Source organism: Pseudomonas sp. MWU13-2862 (assembly GCF_023242495.1).
GTDB lineage: Bacteria > Pseudomonadota > Gammaproteobacteria > Pseudomonadales > Pseudomonadaceae > Aquipseudomonas > Aquipseudomonas gingeri_D.
In genome coordinates this window covers 219242-235058 of the sequence record NZ_JALMEZ010000010.1, presented here as the reverse complement: position 1 = coordinate 235058, position 15817 = coordinate 219242, and the positions used below count along the sequence as shown (strand labels likewise).

The 15817-nt window shown below is 59.0% G+C and carries 10 protein-coding genes; 6 read left to right on the top strand and 4 right to left on the bottom strand.

Going from position 1 to position 15817, the window contains the following annotated elements; translation table 11 throughout:
- The first annotated feature begins 63 nt into the window (after positions 1-63).
- Positions 64-1026 carry a zinc-binding dehydrogenase gene (locus tag M5C56_RS19480; RefSeq protein WP_103496448.1) on the top strand — a complete coding sequence of 321 codons (963 nt, stop codon included), beginning with the start codon at positions 64-66 and terminating at the stop codon, positions 1024-1026.
- A gap of 94 nt (positions 1027-1120) precedes the next feature.
- Here M5C56_RS19480 and M5C56_RS19475 read toward each other — a convergent pair whose 3' ends face one another.
- The 4 genes from M5C56_RS19475 to M5C56_RS19460 form a co-directional block, all read right to left on the bottom strand.
- A complete protein-coding gene (locus M5C56_RS19475) occupies positions 1121-2563 on the bottom strand; it encodes an Ig-like domain-containing protein (RefSeq protein ID WP_247263259.1) in 1443 nt (480 codons plus the stop codon).
- A gap of 357 nt (positions 2564-2920) precedes the next feature.
- On the bottom strand, positions 2921-3181 hold the full coding sequence (locus M5C56_RS19470) for a short-chain dehydrogenase (protein WP_103496447.1): 261 nt from the start codon (positions 3179-3181) through the stop codon (positions 2921-2923).
- Positions 3182-3568: 387 nt separating this feature from the next.
- Positions 3569-5779 carry an autotransporter outer membrane beta-barrel domain-containing protein gene (locus tag M5C56_RS19465; protein WP_247263260.1) on the bottom strand — a complete coding sequence of 737 codons (2211 nt, stop codon included), beginning with the start codon at positions 5777-5779 and terminating at the stop codon, positions 3569-3571.
- A 61-nt stretch (positions 5780-5840) separates the two neighbouring features.
- The gene (locus M5C56_RS19460; RefSeq protein WP_247263261.1) at positions 5841-6437 is read right to left on the bottom strand and encodes a hypothetical protein; all 597 of its coding nucleotides are present in this window, start codon (positions 6435-6437) and stop codon (positions 5841-5843) included.
- A gap of 676 nt (positions 6438-7113) precedes the next feature.
- Here M5C56_RS19460 and M5C56_RS19455 point away from each other — a divergent pair.
- From M5C56_RS19455 to M5C56_RS19435, 5 genes are all read left to right on the top strand, one after another.
- Positions 7114-9162 carry a hypothetical protein gene (locus M5C56_RS19455; RefSeq protein ID WP_103497125.1) on the top strand — a complete coding sequence of 683 codons (2049 nt, stop codon included), beginning with the start codon at positions 7114-7116 and terminating at the stop codon, positions 9160-9162.
- Positions 9163-9297: 135 nt separating this feature from the next.
- Positions 9298-12867: a hypothetical protein gene (locus M5C56_RS19450; protein WP_103497124.1), complete on the top strand. Its 3570-nt coding sequence runs from the start codon at positions 9298-9300 to the stop codon at positions 12865-12867.
- A 74-nt stretch (positions 12868-12941) separates the two neighbouring features.
- Positions 12942-13862, top strand: a complete 921-nt coding sequence (locus tag M5C56_RS19445; protein WP_103497123.1) for an Ig-like domain-containing protein — start codon at positions 12942-12944, stop codon at positions 13860-13862.
- Between the two features lie 27 nt (positions 13863-13889).
- On the top strand, positions 13890-14150 hold the full coding sequence (locus tag M5C56_RS19440; RefSeq protein WP_103497122.1) for a hypothetical protein: 261 nt from the start codon (positions 13890-13892) through the stop codon (positions 14148-14150).
- Between the two features lie 14 nt (positions 14151-14164).
- Positions 14165-15778 (top strand): hypothetical protein, encoded by a 1614-nt coding sequence (locus M5C56_RS19435; RefSeq protein ID WP_247263262.1) that lies wholly within the window; start codon positions 14165-14167, stop codon positions 15776-15778.
- Positions 15779-15817 lie beyond the last annotated feature (39 nt).

Below are 15817 nucleotides of genomic sequence, written 5' to 3'. Positions count from 1 at the left end.
GCATAATGCAAAAAGCCCGGCGCTACAGCTACGGGCTCAGTCCAGACTCACTATGGAGGCACTGTGAAAGCATTGCAAGGCGTTGAAGGTCAAGTGGAGTGGGTTGAAGAGGCGAGTCCGACCTGCGATGTGGGACAGGTTCGGATTCGGGTGGCGGCGGCGGGCCTCAATCGTGCCGATTTGTTACAAAAAGCCGGGCTCTACCCGCCGCCGCCCGGGGCCAGCCAGGTGCTGGGCCTGGAGTGTTCCGGGGTGATCAGCGAAGTCGGGCCGGGGGCGTCCTGGCAGGTCGGCGACCGGGTCTGCGCGCTGCTGGCCGGCGGCGGCATGGCCGAGGAAGTGGTGGTCGACGGGCGTCATGTGCTGCCGGTGCCGGAAGGCCTGAGCCTGCTGGAGGCGGCCGCGCTGCCTGAGGTCTATGCCACGGCGTGGTTGAATCTGTTCCAGCTGGCGGCCCTCAAACCGGGTGAGAAAGTGCTGTTGCATGCCGGTGCCAGTGGCGTCGGTTCGGCGGCGATCCAGCTGTGCAAGGCCTTCGGCAACCCCTGCTGGGTGAGTGTCGGTTCGGCGGATCGGCTGGCCTATTGCGAGGCGCTGGGGGCCCAGGGCGGGGTGGTCCGGGGTGACGATATCGAGGGTTTGGGCGACTTCGGTCCCTTCGATGTGATCCTCGATCCGGTGGGGGCGAACTACGCCGCGCTGAACGTGAAACTTTTGTCAGCTGACGGGCGGTGGGTGCTGATCGGCCTGATGGGCGGCCGGGAAGCCCAGTTGGACCTGGCGAAGATCCTCGCCAAGCGCATCCAGTTGCTCGGTTCGACCTTGCGCAGCCGCGACGATCAGTTCAAGGCCGATCTGTTGCGCGACCTGGGTGAGCATGTCTGGCCGTTGTTCGCCGAGAAGCGCTTGAGCCCGCAGTTGGCCAAGACTTTCCCGATCAAGGATGCCGAGGCGGCTTTTGAAGCGCTGGCGAGCAATCAGGTGGCGGGGAAGCTGGTGCTGGTGATTGATGAGCGTCTGTCCTGAGCCCTGATACGGCTTTGCAGAGTGGTCCAATGCCGTGAGCGCAGTGTTGCGCTCACGGTTGCCGTCGGCACGCTTGGGTCGATCACCGTCATATTCAGTATCTGATCATGTACAGGGCACCCAGGCCGGCACTGACGTTATAGCCACAACCGTAGTTGGCAGTCTGATACGCGTAATACAGGGACATGCCGGCCGGGCAACCTTCAGTGGTCAGAAGCCAGTAGTTCTGTGCGCCGATCGTGCCGGGAGGCAGGGGGAGCCCGAATGAGTGGGCCAGATCCGTTGCCCCTGCCAGGCCGGGTGAGTGGCCCCCCTGACTGGCGACCCAGGCGTTGGCGGCGTGCACGTCTGCAAAGGGGTAGGGTTGTATGCCCAATAGAAAGACATTGCCCACTTGCACCGGGTATGACACCGATTGGTGGCTGGCATCATAGACGGTGATGGTGGCGCTGCCGGTCCGTTCGCCGACCACCTTGCCCGCCGCATTTACCGAGACCACGGCCGGTGCGCTCGACACATACCGGTAGGGGGGGTGACCGCCCGTGGGCAGCCGGGTGGCGGCATTGCCGACCGAGTCGCGAAGGCGGGGCCAGCTGGCTTTGATCGACAGGCCATCCAGCACCATGACCGACGGCGCGATCACCAGTTCGTCCTGATCGACCTGGTCCTGGGCGCGAAACTCGAAGGTCGCGTCGTTCGCCGCCACGGCGGGCAGGGTCATGCGGATGATGGGGATAGTGATGCCCGTTGCCTGATAGAAATCCCGCTGGTCATGCTGGGCTCCCGCCAGCCCGTCATTGACATAAAAGAACGCTTCGATGGGCAGTTGGGTGGGGATGTTCTGCGCCCAGGTGGCGATGCGCAGTTCGTTTTCCATCGCGAATGATTCGCTTGGAATCAGTTTCATGGCCGCAATGCTGGTATTGAAGGCCGCGGTTGCTTGTTCGTTCAATGCATCGCGCACATCGAACGCGCATTGATGCTGCTGCCGTTGGGCGTCACCCGTGACACGGTTGTAATGTGCCAGCCACTGCGCAGCGGTGGTAATGCCCTGGTTTCGACACGGCCCGCTGTCCGGGTAACGAATATGTGCGCCACATCCTTGCTCGGTCGGGCGTTCGAAGGTGTGCCCATCGATGACAAAGGAGCACAGCACTTCGGGGTGGACCTTGCCTTCGCTGCCGAGGTAAGGGCTGAAGAAAAAGCCGTTTTTATAGTTATAAGCCAGCACTTTGTATTTGGCATCGGTGCGCAGATAGGAAAAGGACACGCCGCCGCTTGCTATCGAGAAATCGCTGGGGTTCCAGGCGTGATAGTCCGGCGAGGGATTGGTCCCTCTGAGGAGGATGCCGGAGCACAGAAAGGCCGGGCGGGAGGGCGCGCCGCAGTCTGAGCGTGTATCGCGATAACGTTGGGTGAGTTGTGCCGCCGTTTCCTGTCCGGCGAGGATGAATTGTGAATGCACCGAGGATTGGCGTGCTTGTGTCAGTGAGCGTTGATCCTGCCGGGCGGTGCAGCCCAACAGGATCAACAGCATTGAGGCCAGCAAGAGCCACTTCGGACTCAATGGAGCGCCATTGGAGAAAAAGTGGCTGGAACGTCGCCGGTTCATGGAAGACACCTCTGTGTTTGAGGGGCAGCCAATACGGCGATAGAGGCGGATATGGGGTTATTAAAGGACCCTGGCGTGAGGTGTGTCTACTGTCAGAATTGACAGTTCGAGGGGGTAAACGAAGGCCGTTTATCCGAAGGGTAGGCAGAAGGTTGTTCCTGTGGTTAATCAGGGCCGGTGCAAGGGCTGGAGTGGAACACGGCCTTGTGGCGAGCGGGCAAGCCCGCTCGCCACAAAATCAAACCAGGCTTGAGATCGTTTTTAGATTCAGGTTTCCAGCGGTCAGACCCGCAGCCGCCAACCCAGCACGTCCATCAGGTCGCAGCCGTCGCGCATGACCATCGCGGGGACCTGGAGGATGTGTTGGAAGTCGATGTCATTGGCGTTGTGCAGTTCAATGCGGGACAGCGCTTCGAGCATTTGCGTCGCCGCGAGGAAGCGGGCGGCGGCGTTGGCGTGGAGGACATCGGTGGGGCTTTCAGCGTCGATCAACAGGCTGGGGATCAGGCAGTCGATGGCGGTTAACGGTATGTATTTGCTCATGAGGGTAACTCTTAGTTTGTCGTAGGGGATCACCACCCGACCGTCGCCAAACGAAAAGGTGGCAGCTGTACGCAGGTTGGCGAACCGGGACAAACCAAGCCGGCAGACCCGAAGGTCTCCCGCGCACAGCCGCCATAAAGCGGCCTTGCGCGTGCACAAAGCCCTGCAAACAAGCGCAGAGCTTTCGCACGATTTGTCTAACGAGTCGCCAAACCCGTATCGCCAATAAGGACGACCGGCGGACTATAAGCCGCAGGCTTGCGAGGATGCAAGGTGGGGAATTGTTACCGATCATTCTGTGGTCGTAGAGAGGGCTGATCCAAAGATCAGCCCTCTCTAGAGGGGGAGTTGCGTTGCCGGACGGCGCTGCCGTCCGACCGGCCAAACTTAGAAGCTGTAGCTGAAGCCGACGCTGGCGGCCCAAGGCTGGCTGATGTTCTTGCCGTCGCCGTAGCCGATCTCGCTGTAGACCCGGGCTTCCTTGGAGAGCGTGGCGCTCATGCCCGTGGCGATCTCGATGCGAGAACCGGACAGGTCATTGTCGAAGGTATTGTTGTTGACCTTGACCTGGTTGTTATTGGCGAACTCATGGCTCACGGCGGCACGCACGTAAGGCTGCACGACGCGGTCCTTGCCCCAGACGAAATTACGCCCGACGGTGCTGCCGACACTGCCCAGCACGGAGTAGGCCTTGTCGCCCTTGGCCTGCAGGCCGTTGTCCAGGTCGTAGCTCTGGCCCTGGATCACCACGGCGGACAGCTTGCTGTAAGGCTCGACGAAGTAGTCGTTGTCCAGGGTGATGTGCTTACCGAACTCCGCGGAACCACCGACACCGGTGTTGCTGTAGGAACCCTTGGCTTTCTGACCGTCGCTCATCTGGACATTCGCTTCGTTGTTGAAGCGGTTGACCTTGGCCACGGCATCGAAGTAGTAGCCGGTTTTCGCGTCTTTCCAGGTGGCATAAGGCGCGATGTAGTAACTCTTCACGGTACCGCCGCTACCACGGTTGAGCACCAGGTCGGAGTCACTGAAACCGGCCATCACACCCGCCAGCCATTGACCGTCGCCGTAAGGCAGGGCCGCATCGGCACCCAGGGTAAAGCCACGTTGGGTCTGGTTGTATTCAGTACCGGAGGCGGCGGAAACGTTGAACTTGTTCCCGTAGGTGCGCATCCAGAAGCCGGTATTGCCCTGGTCCTGGCGGACCTCGCCCATGCGCGTGCGCAGGGTGGTCAATTCACCCAACCAGACGGTCGGAGCGGTATTGAACAGCGCCAGGACCGACTGGGTGCTGGGGCTCGGCGTACGGCTGGCGGCATTCAGGTACCAGTTGTTCGGGTCGGTCTGCAGCAGGTCGTAGGACCAGGTACCCAGGTCCACCGGGCCGCCCAGCAGCGAGAACTTGGCATCGCCGCCGCCGGTCTGGACCACATGCAGGCTGCTATCGGCCAGAGGGTCGACACCGCTGGCGGTGACCGCCAACAGGTGATCGCCGGTGGCATTGCCGGTGACGTGCAGGAAGTCGGCCCCGCCCGCGGCGAAGTCGGCGCCGATGGCAAAGGTGCCGCCGGTGCCCGCCAGGCTCGCCAGGGTCAGGGTACGGAAAGCGGTGCCCTGGCTGCCGAAGTTGATGGTGCCGCCGTTCATGGTCACATCGCCGACGCTGGCGCTGTCGACCATGTTCCAGGTGCCACCGCTGTTCAGCCCCAGCTTGGCGACATTGGTCAGTTGGCCGGTCAGTTGGGCATTGTTGTTCAGCGTCACATCGGCGGTGCTGCCGGCCTCGGCGACGATATCACCGGTCAGGACGCTGTTGTCGGCGGTAAAGACCGCGTTGCTGTTGCCGGTGACGTCCAGCAGGGTGCCATTGCCGGCGGACAGGGTGCTGCCGTTCTGCACGTTGATAGTGGCGTTGACGCCACCGAGCACTTCGAGGGCCGGGCCGGTTTTGCCGGTGACACTCGAACCGTCCAGGGTCAGCGACGCGTCCGTGAAGGTCCCGGACTTGTTCATGGAAATGCCGGCTCTTTCCCCGGTGATCTGGCTGTTGCTGGCGCTGGCGGTACCGCTGAACATCTGGAGGCCGGCACTGTTGGCCGCCGTGCCGGTGACGCTGGAGTTGGCCAGTGTCAGGGTCGCGTCCGCGGACATGATGACACCCGCCGTGCTACCGGTGATGGCACTGTTGGATACATCGGCCTTGGAGTCGCCGAAGTATTCGCCGGTGCCGGTAAAGGTTTGTGCCGACAGGAGCAGGCCGGCGCCGGCGGTGCTGGTGATCGACGAGCCGGAAATCAGGTTGGTGCCACCGGCCGGTGTGCCGAAAATGGAAACGCCATGGTTGCTCGAGCTGAAAACCGTGCTGCCACTCAGAGTGAGCATGGAGTTTTGCTGCAACGAGATGTAATCGGTGGTCGAACCGGTGATCTGCAGTTGTGCGCCGTCCTGTGCCTGGATAATACCGGTTGTCGCACCGTTGGCACGCAGTTGCCCGCGGTTGATGACGTTGTAGCTGTTGGTGGGATCGGTCGTCGAGTCAATGGTCAGCGTCGAGCCATTGACGATCACGGTGGCCGCCTGGACGGAAACACTGAGCAAGGATAACGCCATGCAGGTTATAAATGGCGAAGCTTGTTTCAGTGTCGGACAAATAGAGTTTTTAACGCCATGTTGTAACATGCCGTGCTCCTGTTGCTGTTGTGAAAGAGTGAAGTTGCTGCACTGGATAAGAATGTTTTTGCCAGGTACGCAGTAAATAACGACCAAACTTGCCCGCTTTGAACGGAACTCGTTCAAAGAACGTCAGCAAGTACGCCGGATCTGGAAGACAATTCTTACCCCGTATTGAGCGGACTGCAATGCTGTCACTCAGGGCGAGGCGGGGCTTTTCTGTTGTTTGAGTCGTGCCCAAGCCTGAAAAAACAAGGGCTGTGAGGTGTCTGTAGGTAGAGTAATACAAAATGTTATTGCTTTGCGAATCAGAATAATCCTTCTTTTGTAGTGGAAAAATCTTACATTTAATTCGAGTGATATTCATGAAATGAGCGGAATGTTTAAAAAAAACAGGGTCGTTCAGGCGTAATTTATTTTCCTTATGCCGGAGATGCGCCTGGGTGTTCAGCGTTGGGGAGGAGAGGCGCGAGCAGGGTTTCAAGTGGGCCGCCGATTCGATTTTTGACGCGCAACGCCAGCGAGCGTTTTTTTTCAAACGGGCATCGGTCTGCTTGAGTAAGGGCTGAACACAAGTGCCCATCACGAAGCTCTCCCTTGGAAGAAAGCAATGATTTCATTTAACACCAGAATGCTGCCCCTGCCACCTGTGAGAAATGACAGGTATTGATTGTTGTGAGTTGATTATTTTTTTTAATGTGTGATCAGTAACGTTATAAAAACTATGGTTTTTTGCGGTTGTGCAGACATATGGGGTCTACTCAGCGGTCCAGGCGGGTAAACAAAGCTTTAGTGTTTGTCGGGAGCAGACGTCTTGTTCGGCTTCTTTATGGCGTGTTGGATCCAAACGGCCTGGAAAGAGATAGTAGCTATTTGATATGTATCCGTTGGTCGGCTTTTTTTGCTTAAATTTTGGCCTGGAGAGCCTTGGAAAAAAGATTTTCCCCCTGAGCAAAATGGAAAATAGCTGTCGGCTCAAGGAGATGAAAAGTTATTGAGTAAATCTATCGTGAAGCTTTTGTTAATACCTGTCATTTCTAACAGCTACTCATCCGTGTGACTTGCGCCTAGCTTGAGAATCAGTGGAGGTTGGGTTGAAGGTTAGTGCGATGGCTGAATGAATAGCGGTGTGTCGTACATCAATAAAATAGCGTATTGGTTTTCCTGGTTTTGGCGAATCATGTCAAGTAATCAGTGAGCTTGCTGCGGCTGAAGTATTGCGTCGGGGGATGTTTTTCTAAATAAATAATTGGAGGCTTAAGATGAATACCATGGTAAGAAAAGCTCGATCTTATCGTTCCGCGCGTTCCGCGAAGGTTGATCCGCTTGGCGTCGTCACTGTGCCCGCGTGGATTCCAGGTTTCGTGCCGTTGATTCATAAGGACGATGCCGTCCGGGATCTTGAAATCAGAATGACGAACTGGGATGGTGCGGAAGTGGGGTATCGGTTGGAGATCTTTTGGGATGGAAACACACCTGGCGATGTAGTGCCAAACTTGTATTATGATATAGCACCGGGTGAACCGACTAACCCCGACCCGAACTTTTATTATACGCTTACCGTCCCCTACGATGCGACCCGGATGAGCGAGGGGACGCACACGATATGGTACGGTGCTACTACTCTGGGTCTGATTACTGAATTTTCGGAGCCGGTCCAAGTTAGAGTCGACCTCACGGCTCCCGGCTTGCAGCTTCTGCCGGCGCCGAGGTTCAGTGCCCAGATCGAAGCCAGTAATCTCATCAGTGAAACGGATATCGAGGATTTTGCTGCGCCTATTTCCATGCGCGGGGTGGTCGGATTGGTATCGGGTTACAGCGGTCTTGACAGGGGCGACACCCTCACTCCGGTCATCGATATAACCAAACTGACGAGTGGCTCCGCTTATCTTCCTGTCGCCGAACCGCCTGACTATATACCCATTTACTACAGTGAAGCCGACCTGCTGGCATTAACGCCAGGCCCACATGACTTTGGTTATGAAGTGGTGGATATTTCCGGAAATGCTACGACGACCCCACCGGGGACGCCAAGCGTGCGGGAGTTGAATGTCGAGATTGCTCCGCTTCCTGCCAATCTGGTGCCCCCCACGGTTGTGGAATTCGATGATCATGGGTTGGTGACCTATGCCGATGCACAAGCGGGTGTTCATATAGAAATTGCCCCCTATACGAATCCCAGTACGAATCATTCGATTGAAATCGTCTGGGGTAATCAAACCACTAACCGGGTGCCGATCACAGACGTTAACGCCGATCCTATTCTGGCGGTCCAACTTGACTACCGGGTGATCAGAGACGCTCAGATACTGGATATTGCCAGCATTAACGTCAGCTACAGGCTGTATGGTCGAGGTGGGGTTGAGATCAGGCCGCCCAGCCCGAGTGATCCGACCACGGTCCAAGTCGATCTGTCCACACCCGGCGGCGAGAATCCCGACCAGCCGAGTCCGGTGCACGGAAACCTGAATCCACTGACCATTTATGGCGATGTCGATAACGTAGCGGATGTGATATCGGACGCTGACTTACAAGCGGGCGCCACGGCGCGTATTCCTTTCTATTCTATTGATAGATTGTATACATTGCTGGGCGGCGACCGCCTGACACTTCAGTGGGGAACACAGCCTCCCGTCACACTGCAAGCTGTTACCCCCCAGGAAGCGGCCAACCTGCCTGCATTCATTACTCGTCCAGTGCCTGTATCGACGATGCAAAATCAGGGCGGTGGTCCGGCTATCCCGGTGCATTACGTGATCACGCGTGATTTGAGCGTGCCGCCGAATACTTCGAGTTCCCAGGCCCCGGACAAACCCGTGGAAGTTCAATCAAAGTCTGACTATCCAGGGGGCGGTATATTACCTCAGCCGGAATTTACAACGCTCAATAGCCGTGATGTGATCGGACCGAACGAGTTGTTGGCTTATCCGGGCTTGCCGGGGCACTACAATCCTGTTCGGATCCCGTTGGCGGGGGTTAGCAATCTTGCTGTAGGCGATACAGTCTGGATCTCTTTCAGAGGGTTCGATGCACTCACGGGGGGCAATCTTGTCCCCGGCGCGAACTTCCTCTCACCCCCCTTCCCGCTGACTGACAAGGAACTGCAAACGGATGGGTTTTATGACGTTCTCGTTCCGGAGATACATCACTATGCGATATGTGTTAGCGGTCGGGCAGAGGCCCAGAGCTTTGCCAGAAACGGTAAAGGTGTTTCCCATTCACTCGACTTCAGTTACGCGTTCTGTGATGTGAAATGCGCCAGATGGGGTACCTGTGCCAACTGGCAAACCGACCCACCTTGCCGGGATTAATGATGCCTTGACCTAGTTCAATGCCGGCAAGCCCGTGGTGATAAAACGAGGGGGGGCGTACAGCGGCTCCCAGCGTCACGCTTGACTTGCCGGTATTGTTTTCTCTCTCGATCGCTCTACTTGGAGTGGAATGAGATGAACAGATCAGATAACGAACTCAAGGAGCTCCCGCGTCCGGATGTTCCCGTCGCCAAGAATGACAAACTGCGGTGGGACGACCTCAAGGATCCCGATCGGGCTATTGCCGTGACCGTATTTATGGCGGGCGCCAGGCTGAATGACCAAGTCGATTTGTACTGGAAAGATCCCACGACGCCAATCGACAGTGATGCTGTAGTACAGGATGACGTCACCAACGGTAGCAAGTCAATGAAGGTGATGCCGATCGATATCATCGAGCGGCTTGGCCCCGATGAGCCCTTCTACGGTGAACACCAAGTTTTTTATACAATAACCACCTTTTTAGGCGGTGGGGTAAGCCCTTCATTTGAACGCACAATCACCACTCGGATTATTGTGCCCGGTGGCTACGACACGGACCCAAATACCCCAGGTGTGAATGAAAACCTGAAGGAGCCTCAAGATATTCCTGATCTTGTCCAGGAGACCGATCTTCCCCTCAGTGTCAGGATCGACCCGTATGACAATATGCGTGAAGGCGACGTGATCAGGCTGAGCTGGAACGGACACTATTTTGTACACGCACCTCTGACGGCCGGCGAGGTGGATAGCCCGGTTTTTTTCATACTGACCCTGGACGATTTTGTGGGAACTCCCTTTTTACCTGGCCCGGGCGCTGGTGTGGGGCAGATCGTAAGGTATGACGTCCACGATATCGTCGACAACTGGTCCTTGTGGTCGAAGGACGCCGTAACCGATGTGGAAGTCGGCCCTGACCAGTTGTTTCCGCCAAGAGCCCCCGACTGGCCGGCGCGAATCATCGATCTGGCCCAGTTGGGCACTGCCGATGTACGGATTGAAGTGCCGGGAGGCGGCCTGCAAGATAACGATTCGGTTGAGTTGTTCTGGAGCGGGCGGACCGTCGATGGCGCTCCGATCAATGACCAGCAGACCAAGCCTGTACCTGTCGGTGATGGAGGCTACTCGCTGTTCTTCACCATCGATAACCGGATCGTGACGGCCATTCCCCAAGGCAGTGCCAGGGTTCGCTACGAAGTGACGCGGACCGGCACGCCTCGCCCCTTGGGCTCAAAAACCCTGACCCTGAGCGTGATCGGCGTCGTCCAGCAATTGCCGCCGCCGACCTTGCGTGAAAACAACGGTGGTGTGGTTGACCCCAATCTGGTGCCCGCGACGGGCGCATTGGCCACCGTACTCGAATACACGCCGCTGATGCAGGAGGGGGACACCATCATATTGTGCGGTGACGGCCTCAAGTCCGATACCTCCCCGTTGCCTTATCGCAGCCCGCCGAAACCGGTCTTCGCCAATATGGTGGGGACGAACGTGGAGTTCCCGCTGGACAAAAGCTATCTACAGGAGTTGGCCGGTGGCACCCTCGATCTTTACTACCAGATCAACCTGATCAGTGGGCCACCCCAGCAGGAATCCGCCAAATTACCGCTGACCATTCTCGGCCAGCCGTCGCGTTTACCCGAGCCCTCCGTCGATTTTGAAAGTGGCGGCAAGCTTGATCCTGCACTGGTACCGAATGGCACCACGGCGCGGGTTCCCGCGGAGGCCAAGACCGAGAACAGGGACAGGGTCTATATCTATTGGCGAGGCAATGGTCCGGCCAATAGTTTCGATACCTCCTTTCCCATCGGCGCAGGTTCTGCTGGCGACGAAGTGCCGTTTCCCGTCCTCGTGCAATACATCACGGGCAACCTGGGCCGCAGCGTGACGGTGGATTACGAAGTCGAGCGTCCCGATGGCAGCGGTAACCGTATCGAGTCCCGGCCCCTAGAGTTTGTTGTCGAAGCGGCTGAGTCGCTGCCGCCACCCCAGGTCGAAGGGGTGCAGGACGGCGGTACCCTGAACCCGGATCAGGTCACGCAAGTGTGGGTCAGGGTGCTAGGAGCTGGATTGGTTGTCGGCGATTATGTGACGGTGACCTGGACGGATAACAGCGGCGTCGTGACGCCGCCTTATCGCTCGGAGGAGCTCCCCTATACCACTACTGACGCATCCAATGGGTTTTTGCGGTTCTCGATTCCATTGGCCGATGTCCGGAGGTTCCTCGACAAGACCGTGAGCGTGACCTACGAGCGGGATCGCAACGGCGCTATCACCGGGCCGTCCGCGCCCTTTACCCTGAGCATCGCGGTGCCTTTGCCGCTGGAACCGTTCACGGTCATGGGCGCTCGCTACAATCGCACGATCTACCGGGCTTCGGGCTGTTCACGGGTATTGAGTGCCTTGCACACGGGCACCCAGCAGCCCTTGGCGGTCAGATGGCGGTATCTGGGCGACGGCACTTGGAGCGCCCCGACCGCGAGCTGGTGGGACACCCAACCTTCCAGAGCCCTGGAGGTGAGTTCCGAGAGTCATATGGCGACCCTGAACCCAGCCAATATATTCGGCAGCGGTGATGACACATCTCTCACGGGAGATGCGGCCTTTGTCGCGATTCGTAACGGCGGGGATGTCGTCGGCTGGGGCAACACGCTGTTTGGTGCGGCTGTACCGTCAGGCTTGAGTGGCATTGTCGAAGTCAGCTCCACCAGTGCGGCCTTTGCGTCCCGTGACGGTTCGGGAAATGTCAGGGTCTGGGGCGATCCACTCCGAGGTGCCGGCGATATGGGCGGGTTGCCTGCCAACAACTTTCTTGACGTTTGCGGTAATTTCAATGCCTTTGCCGGCATCAAGGGAACCCGTCAAGTCGTGGCCTGGGGGGCTGGTCGTCAAGGGACCCTGGTACCGGTGGGTTTCCAAGGGTACGCCGATGTGACGGTGATCAATGCCGCGTCGAGAGCATTTGCAATACAGCGTTCCGGCGGCCCGGCGGTGTCCTGGGGCGAGGCCGGGTATGGGGGGGACGGTTATCCCGCCAATCTGACCAATGTCACGGAGATCATGGGCAGCTTTGCCGCCTTCGCCGTCTTGTTGAACAGCGGTACCGTGCAGGCCTGGGGGGAGTTGGAGTACGGCGGTTCATTACCCGGCGGGCTGGCTAACGTTGCCAGGTTGTTCTGCTCCAATGCCCGGGCCTTCTGTGTTCAATTCACTTCCCGGCAGATATATGGCTGGGGCTCGGCGGAGTACGGTGGGGTTGTTCCAGACATCATCAGGGCCTACACCGATATCGTCGAGGTCAGCAGTACCTGGCGAGCCTTCGCCGCACGCCGTGAGGGCGGTGAAGTCGTCGCCTGGGGACGTTCCAACGAGGGTGGCACCGCGCCACCGGGACTGACCAACGTGATACAGATCGCCGGCAGCTCCGAGGCGTTTGCCGCGTTACGCCGGGATGGCACTGTCGTTGCCTGGGGCAATGGGGCCGTCGGCGGGACTATCCCGGGTGCCACGGCTCAGCGACTGGTCGGGGTGCAGGCCCTGTACGCCAACTCCCATGGATTTACCGCCTTGACGGCCAGTGGCGATGTGGTGAGTTGGGGACATTCCGGCGGCGGTGGTAACAACGATGCCGTGATAGGGCAGTTGCGCAACAACGTTTCCTATTATCGCTCACCACCGGTGCCGACCGTATCGGCACCCCAGGCCGGGCGAGTCTTCCGCGCCTCGTGACCCGGTTGTTCCTTTCTCGATAGGACCGGCGCCCGCAAGGGCGCCGGGCATCAAACCTTTTGCGAGGTGTCATCATGGCCAATACCAAAACCCGGCGTGCGGCAGATCTGCCGCCCCCGTCCGTGCGTGAAGCCCCTGGCGGCGTTCTGGACCCCGGCGATATCCCCATCGACGGCGCCCATGTCCTGGTCACCCGTTCGCCTGCCGATACGGAGTGGCGAAAGGTCTTTATCTTTGTCGGTGTGCATTATGAAAACAGCTTTCCCGTCGGCACGACCATCAGAGATGTCGAGTTTCGGGTACTGGCGGAAGATTTTGTCGCGAATGCCGATGACATTGTCATCGTCCGCTACGAAGTGGAGCTCGCCGACGGCAGCACGCTGGACTCGATACCGCTACCGCTGCAAATGGCCGCCGACTTTGGAAGCTCCGCGCTGCTCGACCTCGCCCAGGAAGACTATGTGGCCGTGGCCGACAAGGCGCCGGTCAGCGTGCCGGCCTTCGCCCGATTCACGCGCACGGCCACCTGGGGCACCGCGCCTTATCGTTATGCCAGCAGCGACGACCATGTGGCCAGTGTGAATGCCCAGACCGGCGAAGTGACCGCCAGGGGCAATGGCCAATGCACGATCACGGCGACGGATAACCAGGGCGTCCCCCGTGACTATCCGCTGACGGTCAGAGGAATTCGACAGTTGTACTACCTGAGTTCCAGCGCCGACTGGAACGGCATGGTCACGGTCTGTACCGTCGCCAGCCTGGACCCGGTCTCGCTGGCGGATATCAAGCGCCTGTGGACCTTGTACGAGCCCAGCAGTGGTCCCGTGGCGCAATACCTGGGGTGGTTGAATTATCCGTTCTGGACCGTCGACAGGTTGGGCGCCGATACCGCCTGGGCCTACGACCTGAACGGCCGGTCGGTCAATGACAATGCCACGGCATTCAACCTCACGACCCACCTGCCTGTACTCGGAGCCTCGCGCAATACGCCGTGACGGCTGCGCTCAGGAGAGGTTTTTGACATGAATGCGACCCGCGCAAATTCAGGGCCGGGCACTGCGCCGCCCGCGCCTAGTGTCGAGGGGGCGAAAGTCCCGCCGACCATTATCACCCTGGACGATATCGCCGAGGTCAGCGCCACGGCGAGTGCCTATGCCGCGCTTCGCCACAACGGCAATGTGGTGACCTGTGGCAATGCCCTTGGCGGCGGTGACAGCGAAACCGTGCAGTCTTTGCTCAACGGCCAGGTTTCCTATTACCGCAGCACGCCGGAGTCCGCGTGACAGGGTGAGCGCTCATGAGCCTCTGTTCCTTGTTGAAAACCCTTCGCCCACTGCTCAAGGTCTTGCTGCTGTCCTGGGTGTTGCTGGGCTTGGCCGCCCAGGCCGCGACCGGGCCGGAAGTCGCGCAGTTGCTCAACACCCGCTACAGAAATACGCCGCTCGATTGCCCGGGCAATCACGCGGCGTATTTCTGTAGCGGCGTGCTGGTCAGCGACCTGGCGGGAGGCTTCACCCTGAGGTTCTGGGAGCACACGCCTACCGCGAGAGAGCTGGGCGCGCGCAGTTTCTCCTACCTGCGCAGCGACCTGGGTATCCGTGGCCTGACGCAGACCGGCGGCATGGTGTTCAGCGATCCGTTCACGGCCATCAGCCAGGGCAAGACGGTGGACGTGCTCTGCGCCTTTCCGCTGATGGCGAATATTGTTCAAGGCCCGTACGGCTGTGGAGTCGGAGGGACTGAGGCGGATCCGGCTTCGTGCCCGGCTCGGGGGGTGAGCGATGCGCCGGGCTGGCTGGTGAACTTTCAGCAGCAAGGCCAGGATCCTTTGCTGCAGTGCTCGCTGAGCAGCCGGATCGCGACGCAGTTCCGCGCCAGCCTCCTGGCCCATGAGCAACTGGGCGGCAGTTGGCTGACCCAGCCGAATAAAGTCATGGTCAGGAACTGGGATGCGTTGGCCCCGGCACAGCTTCCCGTGCAAGGGCTGTTCTATGACGTGAACCAGGCCGGCGGGTTGCCCGTGGCCCAGATCAACCAACGGGACTACTACAACGCCACGGGTGAGTGGTTGCCGATTCTGCGCCTGAACCTGGCAGGGGCCGACGGGGCGGTATTCGGCTTCGATCTGCAAGACCAGCTGTATATCGGCTATGAGGTGGCCGAGCGGCTCAATGCGCGTTATGCCGACACCGCGTCGACTTGTCCGGACGGGAGCGCGGCCTATAACTGCAACGGCGTGCTCATACGGACCACTGATGCCTCGACGCAATTCCATGCCTGGGACCCCAGCCTCGGGTCGATAGAGCGTAACGGTATTTCATTTTCCTATTTGCGTGCGGACATACGCTTCAACGTGCTGGGCTGGGAGAAAGGTCAGGGTCTGATCATGAAGGAACTGGCGGCGCCCAGCGCTCACCCGCTGACCTTGCGTTGTTCCTTTCCGTTTGACGGCGACACCTTTGATCGAACCGATAGTTGCAACGAGAATACCCGTTCGCCCGTGGAGAGCCGCCCCTGTGACGAGCAGGGGATCACCACGGTTGCACAGTGGTTGAGTCATTTTTATGCCCTCTCGGCCGCGTCCATGAGTTGCAGTTTCAACGGCAGCGCCGCCCAGTTTGCCGTGAGCACCCAAGCCCGGGCACAGGTCGCCAATTATCAAGACGCGTTCAACGAAGTCATCATTGCCAATTGGGGGCGGGATATTCCGGCGCAGATTCCGCTCGAGGCTTTCTTCTACCTCCTCGGCAGCCCTGGGTTACCCGGTGCGCAGTTTTTCCAGCATGACTACTTCACCCAGACCGGGAAGTTTCTACCGATCGTTCGCGTCAATCTGGCGCCAACGGCCAATGCACCGTCTTTTTCCTACGACCCGCAAGATCAGGCGGCACCGGGAGCACCGGGACCATGAACAGGCCCGTGCTGATGGCATCAAGGTTTTTTTCCGTTC

Excerpts from the sequence above, each read along its gene's own strand:
- M5C56_RS19475 (WP_247263259.1), bottom strand. The coding sequence starts at position 2,563 with ATGCTGTTGATCCTGTTGGGCTGCACCGCCCGGCAGGATCAACGCTCA.
- M5C56_RS19470 (WP_103496447.1), bottom strand. The coding sequence starts at position 3,181 with ATGAGCAAATACATACCGTTAACCGCCATCGACTGCCTGATCCCCAGC.
- M5C56_RS19455 (WP_103497125.1), top strand. The coding sequence starts at position 7,114 with ATGAATACCATGGTAAGAAAAGCTCGATCTTATCGTTCCGCGCGTTCC.
- M5C56_RS19450 (WP_103497124.1), top strand. The coding sequence starts at position 9,298 with ATGAACAGATCAGATAACGAACTCAAGGAGCTCCCGCGTCCGGATGTT.
- M5C56_RS19445 (WP_103497123.1), top strand. The coding sequence starts at position 12,942 with ATGGCCAATACCAAAACCCGGCGTGCGGCAGATCTGCCGCCCCCGTCC.
- M5C56_RS19440 (WP_103497122.1), top strand. The coding sequence starts at position 13,890 with ATGAATGCGACCCGCGCAAATTCAGGGCCGGGCACTGCGCCGCCCGCG.
- M5C56_RS19435 (WP_247263262.1), top strand. The coding sequence starts at position 14,165 with ATGAGCCTCTGTTCCTTGTTGAAAACCCTTCGCCCACTGCTCAAGGTC.